The sequence below is a fragment of the Streptomyces sp. NPDC048411 genome (assembly GCF_040704695.1).
In the GTDB taxonomy this organism is placed as follows: Bacteria; Actinomycetota; Actinomycetes; order Streptomycetales; family Streptomycetaceae; genus Streptomyces.
This window is the reverse complement of record NZ_JBEZKL010000001.1, coordinates 115,986-131,344: the sequence shown is the minus strand read 5'-3', so window position 1 is coordinate 131,344 and position 15,359 is coordinate 115,986. Positions and strand designations below refer to the sequence as shown.

At 67.7% G+C, this 15,359-nt stretch carries 10 protein-coding genes; 7 read left to right on the top strand and 3 right to left on the bottom strand.

Translation table 11 applies throughout. The features are described from left to right. Positions 1 to 51: 51 nt before the first annotated feature. Complete coding sequence (locus AB0915_RS00555; protein ID WP_366688966.1) at positions 52 to 1,275, bottom strand: hypothetical protein; 1,224 nt, start codon at positions 1,273 to 1,275, stop codon at positions 52 to 54. Between the two features lie 314 nt (positions 1,276 to 1,589). On the opposite strand from AB0915_RS00555, the gene AB0915_RS00550 reads away from it, so the two are divergent. The 5 genes from AB0915_RS00550 to AB0915_RS00530 are packed head-to-tail and all read left to right on the top strand — an operon-like array spanning position 1,590 to position 9,634. Continuing rightward, positions 1,590 to 2,981 carry a diaminobutyrate--2-oxoglutarate transaminase family protein gene (locus tag AB0915_RS00550; RefSeq protein WP_366688965.1) on the top strand — a complete coding sequence of 464 codons (1,392 nt, stop codon included), beginning with the start codon at positions 1,590 to 1,592 and terminating at the stop codon, positions 2,979 to 2,981. A 29-nt stretch (positions 2,982 to 3,010) separates the two neighbouring features. Then, the gene (locus tag AB0915_RS00545; protein ID WP_366688964.1) at positions 3,011 to 4,906 is read left to right on the top strand and encodes an IucA/IucC family protein; all 1,896 of its coding nucleotides are present in this window, start codon (positions 3,011 to 3,013) and stop codon (positions 4,904 to 4,906) included. Between the two features lie 52 nt (positions 4,907 to 4,958). Beyond that, on the top strand, positions 4,959 to 5,693 hold the full coding sequence (locus AB0915_RS00540) for a GNAT family N-acetyltransferase (RefSeq protein WP_366688963.1): 735 nt from the start codon (positions 4,959 to 4,961) through the stop codon (positions 5,691 to 5,693). Positions 5,694 to 5,753: 60 nt separating this feature from the next. After that, positions 5,754 to 7,613: an IucA/IucC family siderophore biosynthesis protein gene (locus AB0915_RS00535; RefSeq protein ID WP_366688962.1), complete on the top strand. Its 1,860-nt coding sequence runs from the start codon at positions 5,754 to 5,756 to the stop codon at positions 7,611 to 7,613. 50 nt (positions 7,614 to 7,663) lie between these two features. Continuing rightward, the gene (locus AB0915_RS00530) at positions 7,664 to 9,634 is read left to right on the top strand and encodes an ATP-dependent DNA helicase (RefSeq protein ID WP_366688961.1); all 1,971 of its coding nucleotides are present in this window, start codon (positions 7,664 to 7,666) and stop codon (positions 9,632 to 9,634) included. 115 nt (positions 9,635 to 9,749) lie between these two features. Here AB0915_RS00530 and lexA read toward each other — a convergent pair whose 3' ends face one another. Continuing rightward, positions 9,750 to 10,544: a transcriptional repressor LexA gene (lexA, locus tag AB0915_RS00525; protein ID WP_266980763.1), complete on the bottom strand. Its 795-nt coding sequence runs from the start codon at positions 10,542 to 10,544 to the stop codon at positions 9,750 to 9,752. Positions 10,545 to 11,097: 553 nt separating this feature from the next. Here lexA and nrdR point away from each other — a divergent pair. Together nrdR and AB0915_RS00515 are read left to right on the top strand one after the other, a co-directional pair. After that, the gene (gene nrdR / locus AB0915_RS00520; RefSeq protein ID WP_366688960.1) at positions 11,098 to 11,610 is read left to right on the top strand and encodes a transcriptional regulator NrdR; all 513 of its coding nucleotides are present in this window, start codon (positions 11,098 to 11,100) and stop codon (positions 11,608 to 11,610) included. A gap of 161 nt (positions 11,611 to 11,771) precedes the next feature. Further along, complete coding sequence (locus AB0915_RS00515) at positions 11,772 to 14,675, top strand: vitamin B12-dependent ribonucleotide reductase (protein WP_366688959.1); 2,904 nt, start codon at positions 11,772 to 11,774, stop codon at positions 14,673 to 14,675. Between the two features lie 99 nt (positions 14,676 to 14,774). Here the strand turns inward: AB0915_RS00515 and AB0915_RS00510 are convergent, their stop codons facing one another. Continuing rightward, positions 14,775 to 15,311: a TerD family protein gene (locus AB0915_RS00510; RefSeq protein ID WP_366688958.1), complete on the bottom strand. Its 537-nt coding sequence runs from the start codon at positions 15,309 to 15,311 to the stop codon at positions 14,775 to 14,777. Between the last annotated feature and the right edge of the window lie 48 nt (positions 15,312 to 15,359).

The following is a 15,359-nucleotide window of genomic DNA, read 5'->3' as shown; positions in this document are numbered from 1 at the left end:
GCCCCCTGAGCACCCGTCACCGGCAAGGCTGCCGACCATAGTTCGTTTGCGTTACTGTCCCGCGTACTTCTTGCTGACCGCGTTGTAGACGCCCTTGGCCTCCTTGCCGAGGCGCGGACCTGCCAGCCAGCCGGCCGTCACCGGGCCGATGGACGTGTTCGACACCAGTGCGGGCTTGCCGTCCTGGCCCGCCGTGACCCAGCCGCCGCCGGAGGAGCCGCCGGTCATGGAGCACCCGATGCGGTACATCGTCGGGTCTGCCTCGGTGAGCGAGAGGCGGCCCGGCTTGTCCTCGCACTGCAGCATCTTCTGGCCGTCGTACGGCGGAGCTGCCGGGAAGCCGGTTGCCGTCATGCTGTCGATCTTCGGCACCGCCGGGGCGTTGAACTCGACAGGCAGGGCCGAACCGACCGTCTCCTCAAGGGACTTCCCGGTCGATCCCTTCTCCGGGGCCACATGCAGGACCGCGAAGTCGTACGGGGCTCCCTGGCCACCGGTGGGGCCGCCGTCGGCGATCCACTGGTCGGACGTCTGTGCCCACTGCCCCCACCACAGGCCATAGGGAGCGATCTTCTCCTTGGGCGCGTTCTTCAGCTCGGCGAGCGAAAGGCCGCTGTTGTTGTACGACGGCACGAAGGCGATGTTGCGGTACCAGCCGCCCTTCTTGCCCGCGTGCACACAATGCCCGGCGGTCCACACCATGTTGGACTTTCCGGGATTGGCCGGGTCCTTCACTACGGTTGCGGAGCAGACCATGGACCCCTCGGGGCCGTCGAAGAAGAGCTTCCCCGACTCTGCGGCATTGCCGTGGTACGGCGACTGCACATTCGCGGCCCGGACCGGCGCGGGCGTCGGGTCCGTCACACCCTTGTCACCCGAGATGTCGTTGTCGACCGGCTGCTCGGGCGCCTTGTCGGCATCCCGCATACGGTCCGGGTCCCAGAGGCCCTCGATGATCGGGTTGATGAAGTCCTTGGCCTCACGCAGCCACTTGTCCTTGTCCCAGTTCTTCCACTCGCCGTTCTTCCACTTGTCGAGGTCGACTCCGTGTTCCTTGAGCCGGTCCCGCAGATCATCCGGAATAGTGATCTTGTTGTCCGAGGTCAGCCCGGCGGATTTGCTCGGCTCGGCATTCGCACCGTCCTCGCTCGGCCCGCAGGCGGTGGCCGTGAGCGCGAGAACGGCGGTGACCGCGGCCACCGCGAGCACGGACGACGGCGTGCGGCGTGGGCTCCTCCCCGGACGTGCGGTGAGAACTGGTCGAATCGGTCGCATGCGGTGATCCCCCTGAGACTTCGTAACTCAACGCTTCTGTAGTGCATTTGGGCATTTTTCCGAACGTGCCGCACGCTCCGGTGATGGTGCCCGGAGTGTCGGCACGGCCCCCACTATGCCGGTGCCGGTGGTGACGGTACGCAGCAGGTCCACGGTTCCGTGTCCGCAAGGATCTTCCGATGACCCGTGATCCCCTGCGCCCGGCGTCGTTGGTACGTACGAGGGACTTACGGGCGGCATTCATCGCCGCGGTCCGTCCTTGCGGAAACGTACTGACGTGCAACGCAACTGTTACAGCGGGAGGACCAGAAGCCGTGGCCGTGACCGAACCAGCTCCGCTGGCACCGCCCGCGGTGCACGAGGGAATCCTGCGCCGCCAGTCGCTGCGCGAATCGGCCGCTCGCACCTATGCGCGGTCACTGCCGATCGTGCCGGTGCGGGCGCGCGGGCTGACCATCGAAGGTGCGGACGGACGGCGCTATCTCGACTGTCTCTCCGGAGCCGGCACGCTGGCGCTCGGACACAACCATCCGGTGGTTCTGGAGGCGATCAAGAAGGTCATCGACTCGGGTGCGCCCCTCCACGTTCTCGACCTCGCGACCCCGGTCAAGGACGCGTTCACCACGGAACTGTTCGCCACGCTGCCAGGGCAGTTCGCCGACAACGCCCGCATCCAGTTCTGCGGACCGGCCGGCACGGACGCCGTCGAGGCGGCCTTCAAGCTGGTCCGTGCCGCGACCGGACGCAGCGGACTCCTGGCCTTCACCGGCGCCTACCACGGGATGACGGCGGGAGCCCTTGCGGCCTCGGGTGGAGCCGAAGACGTCCGCGTGACCCGACTTCCCTTCCCGCTGCAGTACCGGTGCCCGTTCGGCATCGGTGGCGAACGCGGCGCCGACATCGCCGCCCGGTGGACCGAGAGCTTGCTGGACGATCCCAAGAGCGGAGCACCCGCGCCGGCCGGAATGATCCTCGAACCGGTGCAGGGGGAGGGCGGTGTGAACCCCGCCCCCGACGGCTGGATGCGCCGGATGCGTGAGATCACCGCGTCCCGATCCATTCCCCTGATCGCCGACGAGGTCCAGACCGGCGTCGGCCGGACCGGTGCTTTCTGGGCAGTCGAGCACAGCGGGATCACCCCTGATGTGATGGTGCTCTCGAAGGCCATCGGTGGTTCCCTCCCGCTTGCAGTGATCATTTACCGCTCCGAGCTGGACACCTGGCAACCGGGCGCCCACGCCGGCACATTCCGCGGCAACCAACTCGCGATGGCCGCCGGCACGGCCACCCTTGCCTACGTGCGTGAGAACCGGCTTGCCGAGCACGCCGCGTCGCTCGGCGCCCGTATGCTCGCCCGCCTCCGCACGCTGGCCACCGACCACCCGTGCGTCGGAGACGTCCGCGGGCGGGGGCTGATGATCGGGGTCGAACTCGTCGACCCTGAGTCCGCCCCGCTCACCGGCGGCACCGGAGGCGCCACCGAGGCATCGCCCGATCCGGTCCTCGCCGCCGCTGTCCAGCAGGAATGCCTCCGACGCGGCCTCATCGTCGAACTCGGCGGACGCCACTCCACCGTCGTACGCCTGCTCCCTCCCCTCACACTCACCGACGAACAGGCAACGGCGGTCGTCGACCGCCTCGCCGACGCCCTGGCAGCCGCTGAACGCTCGCCGCATCGCCGAATCACGACCGGGTCGCCCCACTGACCCCGGACACCCTCACAAGGAAGACCGCCGTGAACCCCACCCCCGCGCCCGCGCCCGAGGCCGACGGTGCTCCCGTCGGCCAGCAACGAGGCCAGTCCGTCCTCGTCGGCCGAGCGGCAGCCGAGCAGACGACGGTGCCGCGCCAGATGGCATCCCTCCATGGCGAGCGGTGCAGTCCGCAGGCACCCCCTGCCGGCGCAGGAACGGCCGATCCTCTCGACCACCCGGACCCGCTCCGGGCCGCAGACGCATCAGGCGTCGAGAACCTGCTGCGCTGCTGGGTCCGCGAGAACGATCTGCCCCGACCCGACGGGAACGCTCTCCGCATCCCGCTTCCCGCCAGCGGCACCGCCCTGCTCGTCCCTGTCCTCTATTGGTCCGCCACGGGATGGCACCGCTTCGGCCCGCCCAACCTGGAGCACGCACCCGACGAGGCGCCGACCACCGATGCCGTCACCGTCGCCGCCCTCCTGGGCCGAGAGGCAGACCGCAACGAAGGTGCCGACATGGTGGCCAGGGTCGCCGACTCCGTACGCCGTACAGCAGGTTTCATCGCCGAGCGACGCCGCACACCCGCACCTCCCGCCGACGCGGACCTCTTCCTCACCGCCGAGCAGTCCCTTTTGCTGGGTCACCCCCTGCACCCCAGCCCCAAGAGCCGCGAAGGTATCTCCGAGACCGAATCCCGTCTCTACTCACCTGAGTTGCACGGCTCTTTCCCGCTGCACTGGATGGCTGTGGACCGCTCCCTGCTGGCCACCGAGTCCTCCTGGACGGACGGAGGCCGCCCCGTCCCCGCCGAAGACCTCGTCGCCTCCCACGCCGACGGACTGCACCTCCCCGCTAACGCGGCACCGCTTCCGCTCCACCCCTGGCAGGCCCGGGAACTGGGCAGCCGTCCGGACGTCGCGGCCCTGCTCGAAGCCGGTCTTCTCCATGACCTGGGACCGCACGGCGAGCCCTGGCACCCCACATCCTCCGTCCGTACCGTCCATCAGTCCGGTGCCGATGTCATGCTCAAGCTCTCCCTCGGCGTACGCATCACCAACTCCCGTCGTGAGAATCTCCGCAAGGAACTCCACCGGGGCGTGGAGGTCCACCGGCTGCTCCGCAGTGGACTCGCTGCGCAGTGGCACGCTGTCCACCCCGGCTTCGACATCGTTCGCGACCCGGCCTGGCTCGCCGTCGACGCACCGGGTGGCGAACCCGTCCCCGGCCTCGATGTCATGCTGCGCCACAACCCCTTCGGTCCGTGCGACGATGCGGTGTGCATCGCCGGGCTGACTTCCCCGCGCCCCCGGTCCGACCGGCCAGGCATGCAATCGCGCCTCGCCGACATCGTCTTCCGCCTCGCTGCCACCACCGGCAGATCCAAGGGAGCGGTTGCCGCCGAGTGGTTCCTGCGCTACCTCGACCGGGTCGTGCGCCCCGTGTTGTGGCTCGATGCCACAGCAGGCGTTGCCCTCGAAGCCCACCAGCAGAACACGCTGGTGCTGCTCGACGCCGCTGGCTGGCCCGTCGGGGGTCGATATCGGGACAATCAGGGATATTATTTCCGTGAGTCGCATCGCCAGGCACTTGAGCAGAGGCTCCCCGGCATCGGAACCCTCAGCGACACCTTCGTCTCCGATGCGGTCACCGACGAGCGCTTCGCCTACTACTTGGGCATCAACAACATCTTCGGTCTGATCGGGGCCTTCGGCGCCGAGCATCTCGCCGATGAACGAGTGCTCATCGCCGGCCTCCGTCGGTTCCTCGGCGGTGTCATCGACCTCGGTTCCCCGCTTCCCGCGCAACTGCTGCAGAAGCCGCACCTGCGGTGCAAGGCCAACATGCTGACCCGGCTCCACGGTCTCGACGAACTCGTCGGCCCCGTCGACACTCAGTCCGTCTATGTCACCATCGGCAACCCCCTGTACGCCTGAAGGAACATGACCACCGCCTGAACCACTGAACCGCTGAGAGGAGAGCGTCACCGTGCCTCCCGACGATGCGCACGCTGATGCAGGAACCGGCCCCGCCTCACAGGCTGGTTCGGGCATCGAGGACACCCTGGACCTGAAGCTCTCCGACGAGTTCCTCGCGCTGTTCGGGGAAGACACACCGGCATCAACACCGGCCACCGCCCTGTCCGGCACCTCCGACCTGCTCGACAACCCGGCTGCATGGCGACCGGTCACCACGACCGCCGGCGTGTTCCAACTCGTCCCGGTGCGACTGGACCGCGACCTGGCCGTGATCAGTCGTTGGATGAACGACCCCGCGGTCGCCACCTTCTGGGGACTCGCAGGGGACGAAGCCGTCACCGTCACCCATCTACGTCCGCAACTCGACGGTGACGGACGCAGCGTCCCCTGCCTGGGCGTGCTCTCCGGCATTCCCATGAGCTACTGGGAGATCTATCGTGCGGACCTCGACCCACTCGCGCGCCACTACCCTGCCCGACCGCATGACACCGGAATCCACCTCCTCATCGGCGGTGTGAACAACCGCGGGCGCGGCGTCGGTGCCACCCTGCTCCGGGCCGTCTCCGACCTCGTACTCGACAACCGTCCTCTCTGCGCACGCGTCGTGGCGGAACCCGACTTGCGCAACACTCCCTCCGTCTCCGCCTTCCTGAGCGCCGGCTTCCGGTTCTCCGCGGAAGTCGAACTCCCCGACAAGCGAGCCGCCCTGATGGTCCGCGACCGAGCCCACCGTGCCCAGCTGTGAACGACCTGTTGCATTACTTACACCGCTCGAAGCCCATCGGTTCCGTCCCGAGGAGTCCCCGTGCCGAACAATCCTGCGAGCCATGAATCAGCGGAGTCTCCCGCGCTGCTCAGCACTCCAGAACTGAACCGGACGGTCTGGGAACGGGCTGCCGCCCGCCTGCTCGCAAAAATGCTCGGAGAGTTCGCCTACGAGGAAGTCATCGACCCGGTTCCCAGGGCCGCCGGGAGCGACACCTACACCCTTGCGCTGGACGACGGCGAAACCCTGAACTTCCGCGCCGGACGGGGCGTCTACGGCGGCTGGCACGTCGCCACCGACTCGATGCGGGTCAGCGACCGGAACGCGCCCGCGGGTACCGGTCAGGACGAGAGCACCGGGACCATCCCGTTCCGCGATCCGCTGCAGTTCCTTGCCCGCGCCCACCGTCTCCTCGAACTCGACGGCGCCACTCTCGGCCACCTGATCCGCGAGATCACCACCACACTCGCCGCCGACGCCCGGCTGGACCACACCGCGTTCACCGCCGCCCGGCTGGCCGAGCTCGATTACGCCGAGCTCGAGGGACACCAGACCGGCCATCCGTGGCTCGTCGCCAACAAGGGGCGTCTCGGATTCTCCGCCGCCGACGCCTCCCGCTTCACGCCCGAGGCCCGCAGACCGGTCAGACTGCCGTGGATCGCCGTGAGCACCCGGATCGCCGGCTACCGAGGTGTGACCCGCCTTGCCACTCCCGAGCAGCTGTATGCGCAGGAACTCGACGCCTCGGTCCGCGCATCATTCACCGCCGAGCTCCGCGCCCGCGGCCTCGACCCGGACTCCTACCTCTTTCTTCCTGTGCACCCCTGGCAGTGGGACGAATGGATCGTTCCGGTGTTCGCCCCGGCCATCGCCGACGGTGACATCGTTCCGCTGCACACCGACGAAGACCTACGGTTGCCGCAGCAGTCCATCCGTACCTTCGCCAACCTCGGACACCCCGACCGGCACACCGTCAAACTGCCGCTGTCGATCCTCAACACGCTGGTCTGGCGGGGTCTCCCGACCGAGCGCACCCTCGCGGCACCCGCCGTCACCACCTGGGTCCAGGGCCTGCGCGACCGCGATCCCTTTCTGCGTGACACCTGTGGAGTCATCCTGCTCGGAGAGGTGGCCTCCGTAACCGTCGAGCATCCGCTCTATGACCATCTCCCCGAGACCCCGTACCAGTTCAAGGAAATCCTCGGCGCGATCTGGCGAGAACCGCTCCACCCCCGGCTCGCGCCCGGCGAGCGCGCCCGCACCCTTGCGTCGCTGCTCCACACGGATCTGCACGGCCGCGCCTTCACGGCCGAGCTCGTCGCCCGCTCGGGTCTGACCCCCTCCGCCTGGCTGACCAGGCTCTTCGCCGCACTGCTCCCGCCGTTGCTGCACTTCCTCTATCAGTACGGCACGGTCTTCTCCCCACACGGTGAGAACGCCATCGTGGTCTTCGACGGCCAGGATGTGCCAGTACGGCTGGCGATCAAGGACTTCGTCGACGATGTGAACATCAGCGCCCGGCCGCTGCCGGAACACGCGACCATGCCGGACGACGTACGCAGCATCCTCCTCACCGAGGAGCCAGGCTTCCTCACCCAGTTCATCCACTCAGGGCTCTTCATCGGTGTCTTCCGATTCCTGTCCAGGCTGTGCGAGGAGCAGCTGGCTGTCCCGGAGGACGAATTCTGGTCACTCGTCCGAGCCGAGATCCTGCGCCACCACGCCCGCTTTCCCGAGCTCAAGAACCGCTTCGAGATGTTCGACATGCTGACGCCACGCATCGAACGCCTCTGTCTCAACCGCAACCGCCTGTATCGCGACGGCTACCGCGACCGGCCCGAGCGCCCCCACGCCGCCGTCCACGGCACAGTTCCCAACCCGCTCCACCCCTCCGCATGAGTCCTGGAGTGATCCCCGTTGTCAGTGGTGCACCGTAGGCTGGTCACGCTATGACAAAGCCATCCCTCCCCGAGCTCCTGCACGCCGCCGTGACCGCCGTCGGCGGTACGGAACGGCCTGGTCAGGCTTCCATGGCCGAGGCCGTTGCCGAGGCTGTCGACGACAATTCCCATCTGCTGGTCCAGGCCGGTACCGGCACGGGCAAGTCTCTCGGTTACCTGGTGCCCGCGCTGGCGCACGGGGAGCGCGTCGTGGTCGCCACGGCCACCCTGGCGCTGCAGCGCCAGCTTGTGGAGCGCGACCTTCCGCGTACGGTCGACGCCCTGCATCCGCTGCTGCGCCGTAGACCCCAGTTCGCGATGCTCAAGGGGCGCTCGAACTATCTCTGTCTGCACCGGCTCCACGAAGGTGTCCCGCAGGAAGAGGAAGAGGGACTCTTCGACCAGTTCGAGGCCGCGGCGCCGTCGAGCAAGCTCGGCCAGGATCTGCTGCGGCTGCGGGACTGGTCGGACGAGACCGAGACCGGAGACCGCGACGACCTCACCCCCGGCGTCTCCGACCGGGCCTGGGCGCAGGTCTCCGTCTCCTCCCGGGAGTGCCTGGGTGCCAGCAAGTGCGCGTACGGCGCGGAATGCTTCGCGGAGATGGCCCGTGAGCGCGCCAAGCTCGCCGATGTCGTCGTCACCAACCACGCCCTCCTCGCCATCGACGCGATCGAGGGGGCCCCGGTGCTCCCGCAGCATGAAGTGCTGATCGTGGACGAGGCCCACGAGCTGGTGTCCAGGGTCACCGGAGTGGCCACCGGAGAACTCACCCCCGGGCAGGTGAACCGGGCCGTGCGCCGCGCGGCGAAGCTGGTCAACGAGAAGGCCGCCGATGCCCTGCAGACCGCGGCGGAGGGCTTCGAGCGGGTGATGGAGCTGGCGCTCCCCGGCCGCCTGGAAGAGGTCCCGGAGGACCTCGGCTACGCGCTGATGGCGCTCCGCGACGCTGCACGCACGGTGATCACGGCTCTGGGTTCCACCCGGGACAAGTCCGTCCAGGACGAGGATGCCGTCCGCAAGCAGGCGATGGCCTCCGTGGAGACGGTCCACGGCGTCGCCGAGCGCATCACCCAGGGGTCCGAGTACGACGTCGTCTGGTACGAGCGCCATGACCGCTTCGGCGCGTCCGTGCGCGTCGCCCCGCTCTCCGTCTCCGGCCTCCTGCGCGAGAAGCTCTTTGCGGACCGTTCCGTCGTCCTGACCTCCGCCACGCTCAAGCTCGGCGGAGACTTCAACGGTGTGGGCGCGTCCCTGGGCCTGGCTCCCGAGGGCACCGAGGGCGACGACAGCCCGCAGTGGAAGGGGCTCGACGTCGGCTCGCCCTTCGATTACCCGAAGCAGGGCATCCTGTACGTCGCCAAGCACCTGGCCACGCCCGGCCGGGAGGGTTCGCGCACCGACATGCTGGACGAGCTTGCCGAACTGGTGGAGGCCGCCGGCGGGCGCACCCTCGGGCTTTTCTCCTCCATGAGGGCGGCCCAGGCCGCCGCAGAGGAACTGCGTGGCCGGCTTGACAAGCCGATCCTGCTGCAGGGCGAGGAGACGCTGGGTGAGCTGATCAAGAACTTCGCGGCCGACCCCGAGACCTGCCTCTTCGGCACCCTCTCGCTCTGGCAGGGCGTCGATGTCCCGGGAGCGAGCTGCCAGTTGGTGATCATGGACAGGATCCCGTTCCCGCGTCCCGACGACCCGCTGATGAGCGCGCGCCAGAAGGCTGTCGAGGAGGCAGGGGGCAACGGGTTCATGGCTGTCGCGGCGACTCATGCCGCACTACTGATGGCCCAGGGGGCCGGTCGTCTGGTCAGAGCCACGGGCGACAAGGGTGTGGTCGCGGTGCTCGATCCGAGGCTGGCCAATGCCCGGTACGGCAGCTATCTCCGGGCCTCGCTTCCCGACTTCTGGTACACGACGGACCGCAACCAGGCCCGCCGCTCACTCGCGGCGATCGACGCTGCGGCGAAGGCCGACGGGCGGTGATCCGGAAGCCCGTCCGGGCTTCTGCTCATCTGTGAGCGGTCGGCGGCGTCAGCCGCACCGACAGGGCCCGGGACCGGTGCAGCGGATCCCGGGCCCTGTCGGAACAGGTGTCTCTTCACACCCGCCGCAGCACCGCCACGACCTTGCCGAGAATGGTTGCCTCGTCGCCGGGGATCGGCTGGTACGCGGAGTTGTGCGGGAGCAGCCATACATGGCCGTCCTCGCGCTTGAAGCGCTTGACGGTGGCCTCGCCGTCCAGCATCGCGGCCACGATGTCGCCGTTCTCCGCTACGGGCTGACGTCGGACGGTGACCCAGTCGCCGTCACAGATCGCCGCCTCGATCATCGAGTCGCCGACGACCTTCAGAACGAACAGCTCGCCGTCCCCGACCAGCTGGCGGGGGAGCGGAAAGACGTCCTCGACCGATTCCTCGGCGAGGATCGGGCCGCCGGCTGCGATCCGCCCGACGAGCGGTACGTACGATGCGGCGGGCTTGCCGGTCGTATCGGTCGGCTGCGTACTGGGTTGATCCGAACCACGGACCTCGTATGCCCGGGGACGGTGCGGGTCGCGGCGCAGGAAGCCCTTGCGCTCCAGGGCCATCAGCTGATGGGCGACGGAGGACGTGCTGGACAGGCCCACCGCCTGACCGATCTCCCGCATCGATGGCGGGTATCCCCGGCGTTGCACGGAATCCCGGATGACCTCGATCACGCGCCGTTGGCGGTCCGTGAGCCCCGAGCTGTCCGCTCGGATACCTGGAGGTCGGCCGGGGAGCGAGCGTGCCGGTCGTGCCGGTTCTGGCCCCTCCGTGTTCGTGACTGAGTCATTCATGGCATGCACCGGCTGGAGTCGGCTCTGGGAGCGGTCCTGGGCAGTGATGGTGGCACTGTCTGCGGTGGTGGTCACGTCGGCCCCTCTCGAATGGTCTCCCTAGCTGGACAACGGTAGTAGCTTTCGAAAGGTTGCGCCAAACACACGTTCGAGTGAAAAAGGAATAAAAGTCTGTGCCCTGTTCGCTGCTGGGTGTATGAGCGAGGTTTGGGTGGGTTTCCGACGGTGTTCCGGCCCAGGCCCGGGTCGCTTTGCGGCGTTCCGGCGCGACCGGCAATTCGGAGCATTACGGTAGCCTTCGCGGCCGTGCCGCTGCCACGCGGGGTGGTCTTCCGGCGGCCGTTCGGGTCAGGCGTCGAGTGCCCCGCGATCCGTGCGCCCGGGAGTGTCCCGTAACCTCGTGGGCGGCCGCACGTTGCCTGCGGGCCGCCCGGGATGCGTGACACGCACTAGGGCCAAATGCGCAACCAAACCCAAGATCTAGTGGTTGGATTGTTCTAGCAGCCCAGAAGTTGTGGTCGCCGGTCGATCCGGCCGTGGCCATCGCCTATGCTTGTGGCTGCTTCGAAGGTCCCCAACAGGGCCTGGAGAGGCTATTCAGTCGTGCCGTGAAGGAGGGTTCGGAGCCATGCACTGCCCCTTCTGCAGGCACCCCGACAGCCGGGTCGTCGACAGTCGCACCACCGACGACGGCACGTCGATCCGTCGGCGCCGTCAGTGCCCCGACTGCTCCCGCCGTTTCACCACGGTGGAGACCTGCTCGCTGATGGTGGTGAAGCGCAGCGGGGTGACCGAACCCTTCAGTCGCACCAAGGTCATTTCCGGCGTGCGCAAGGCGTGCCAGGGGCGGCCGGTCACCGAGGACGCCCTCGCCAAGCTCGGGCAGCGGGTCGAGGAGGCGGTGCGCGCCACCGGAAGCGCCGAGCTGACCACTCACGACGTGGGTCTGGCCATTCTTGGCCCCTTGCAGGAACTCGACCTCGTCGCGTACCTGCGCTTCGCGTCCGTGTACCGGGCGTTCGACACACTTGAAGACTTCGAGGCCGCGATCGTGGAACTCCGCGAGCGACGGTCTCTCATGGAGGGATGCGGGACCGGCGGAACTCTCGAGGTTCCCGTTCCCGCCGTCGCCGCCGACTGAGTGACATCGGCTGATCGGCACAGGGCTGTGAGATCAGCGGCAGGGCGGCTGCAGGAACCTGCTCCGGGCGCTGTGCGCGGCATCCGAAGCATCAGACACACATTGTGCCCCGGGAAGTTCTGGGCACTTCAGGGCGTTTTTGCCCACATATGGGAGGCGGCATGACAGAGACGGCGAGCGGCCCGGCACGAGGTTCCCGAGCCAAGGGATCCAAGTCGACTGCGACGAAGCAGGGCCTGCGTATCGAGCGCATCCACACCACCCCCGGCGTGCATCCGTACGACGAGGTGGCGTGGGAGCGCCGTGACGTCGTCATGACCAACTGGCGCGACGGCTCGATCAACTTCGAGCAGCGTGGCGTCGAGTTCCCCGACTTCTGGTCGGTGAATGCGGTCAACATCGTCACCAGCAAGTACTTCCGCGGTGCTGTGGGCACGCCGCAGCGCGAGACCGGTCTGCGACAGCTCATCGACCGGATCGTGAAGACGTACCGGAAGGCGGGCGAGGACTACAATTACTTCGCCTCCCCGGCCGACGCCGAGATCTTCGAGCACGAGCTGGCGTACGCCCTCCTGCACCAGATCTTCAGCTTCAACTCGCCGGTCTGGTTCAACGTCGGCACGCCCCAGCCGCAGCAGGTCTCCGCCTGCTTCATCCTGGCCGTCGACGACTCCATGGAGTCGATCCTCGACTGGTACAAGGAAGAGGGCATGATCTTCAAGGGCGGCTCCGGCGCCGGCCTGAACCTCTCCCGTATCCGCTCCTCCAAGGAGCTGCTGTCCTCCGGTGGCAACGCCTCCGGTCCTGTCTCCTTCATGCGTGGCGCCGACGCGTCCGCCGGAACGATCAAGTCCGGTGGCGCCACCCGCCGTGCGGCCAAGATGGTCATTCTCGATGTCGACCACCCCGACATCGAGAACTTCATCGAGACCAAGGTCAAGGAGGAGGAGAAGATCCGCGCCCTGCGTGACGCGGGCTTCGACATGGACCTGGGCGGCGACGACATCACGTCCGTCCAGTACCAGAACGCCAACAACTCGGTCCGCGTGAACGACGAGTTCATGAAGGCCGTCGAGTCCGGCGGGAAGTTCGGGCTGCGCGCCCGGATGACCGGTGACGTCATCGAAGAGGTCGAGGCCAAGTCGCTCTTCCGCAAGATGGCCGAGGCCGCATGGGCCTGCGCCGACCCGGGTATCCAGTACGACGACACGATCAACCAGTGGCACACCTGCCCCGAGTCCGGCCGGATCAACGGCTCGAACCCGTGCAGCGAGTACATGCACCTGGACAACACGTCGTGCAACCTGGCCTCGCTGAACCTGATGAAGTTCCTCAAGGACGACGGCAAGGGCAACCAGTCCTTCGAGTCCGAGCGCTTCGCCAAGGTCGTCGAGCTCGTCATCACCGCGATGGACATCTCCATCTGCTTCGCCGACTTCCCGACCCAGAAGATCGGCGAGAACACCCGCGCCTTCCGTCAGCTGGGTATCGGCTACGCGAACCTCGGCGCCCTGCTGATGGCGACCGGCCACGCGTACGACAGCGACGGCGGCCGCGCCCTCGCCGGGGCCATCACCTCGCTGATGACCGGCACCTCGTACAAGCGCTCCGCCGAACTCGCCGCGGTCGTCGGCCCGTACGACGGCTACGCCCGCAACGCCGAGCCGCACCAGCGGGTCATGAAGCAGCACTCCGACGCCAACGCCACGGCCGTCCACATGGACGACCTGGACAGCCCGATCTGGGCCGCCGCCACGGAGGCCTGGCAGGACGTCATCCGCCTCGGTGCGAAGAACGGTTTCCGCAACGCACAGGCCTCGGTCATCGCGCCCACCGGCACCATCGGTCTCGCGATGTCCTGCGACACCACCGGCCTCGAGCCCGACCTCGCCCTGGTCAAGTTCAAGAAGCTGGTCGGCGGCGGCTCGATGCAGATCGTCAACGGCACCGTTCCGCAGGCTCTGCGCCGCCTGGGCTACCAGGAGGAGCAGATCGAGGCGATCGTCGCCCACATCGCCGAGCACGGCAATGTGATCGACGCCCCCGGCCTGAAGGCCGAGCACTACGAGGTCTTCGACTGCGCGATGGGCGAGCGTTCCATCTCCGCGATGGGCCACGTGCGCATGATGGCGGCCATCCAGCCGTGGATCTCCGGCGCGCTCTCCAAGACGGTGAACCTGCCGGAGACGGCCACCGTCGAGGACGTCGAGGAGGTCTACTTCGAGGCGTGGAAGATGGGCGTCAAGGCGCTCGCCATCTATCGCGACAACTGCAAGGTCGGCCAGCCCCTCTCCGCGAAGACCAAGGAGAAGGAGAAGGTCGAGGTCACGGCCAAGGCAGAGGAGACCATCCGTAGCGCGGTCGAGAAGGTCGTCGAGTACCGCCCGGTCCGCAAGCGTCTGCCCAAGGGGCGTCCCGGCATCACCACCTCCTTCACGGTGGGCGGCGCCGAGGGCTACATGACCGCCAATTCCTACCCGGACGACGGTCTCGGTGAGGTCTTCCTGAAGATGTCCAAGCAGGGTTCCACCCTCGCCGGCATGATGGACGCCTTCTCCATCGCCGTCTCGGTCGGTCTGCAGTACGGCGTCCCGCTGGAGACGTACGTCTCGAAGTTCACCAACATGCGCTTCGAGCCGGCCGGCATGACCGACGACCCGGATGTGCGGATGGCGCAGTCGATCGTCGACTACATCTTCCGCCGCCTGGCGCTGGACTTTCTGCCCTTCGAGACCCGCTCGGCACTCGGCATCCACTCGGCCGAGGAGCGTCAGCGTCACCTCGACACCGGTTCGTACGAGCCGTCTCTCGAGGACGACGAGCTGGATGTCGAGGGCCTGGCCCAGTCCGCCCCGCTCCGGACGGAGCCGCTGAAGGCGGTGGCCGCTCCGCAGGAGGCGGAGATGCCCGCTCCGAGGACGGCACACACCTCGGCGGAGCTCGTCGAGATGCAGCTGGGCATCAGCGCGGACGCGCCGCTGTGCTTCTCCTGCGGTACGAAGATGCAGCGTGCCGGGTCCTGCTACATCTGTGAGGGCTGCGGCTCGACCAGCGGCTGCAGCTGATCCAGAGCCCCGTTAGGGGCATGAAGCACCAGTCAGGGCGGTGGAGTCGGTCTCTCGACTCCACCGCCCTCGGCGTCTGTCCTGCCGGGGCTCAAGGTGTCAGGCGCCCGGCTTGTGGTTTCCCATGATCGCGGCATACGAACCGGGGTCGCCGTCGAAGCCCCGGACCGTTCCGTGGAACGTCCAGACGCCCGATCCATTCCGGACGAACTCGGCCACGGTCGCCGCGGTAGCGGTGGCGACCCCGGAGAAGTCGTCCTCCGCCAGGTTCGTGTAGCCCTCGCGAATCTGTATGCCGGTATTGGCTATGTCGCCGAACGTCTTCCGGCCGTCGCGCTGCTGAATGACCACTCCGACCACGACCCGGGTGTACGCGGTCGACAGCCGCTCCAGTTCCAGAGTCATCACCTCGTCGAAACCGAGACCCTGGCCGGTCCTGCTGTCGCGGTTCAGCGTGATGGTGCCGTCCGGCGAGCGGCTGTCGAAGTGCACGAGATACGAGGGGCTGCCGGACGGTTCGTCCGCCGGGTAGGTCGCCGCGATGATGTCGAGGTCGTGAGCGGGCGCACCCGGCGGACTCGGGTCCCACTTGAGCCTGACCTCGACCTTTTCGAAGTCCTTGTTGGGATTGCTCATCGGGCTTCCCTCCTTGTCGCTGGGCCGGTCGTACCATCCGATCATGTC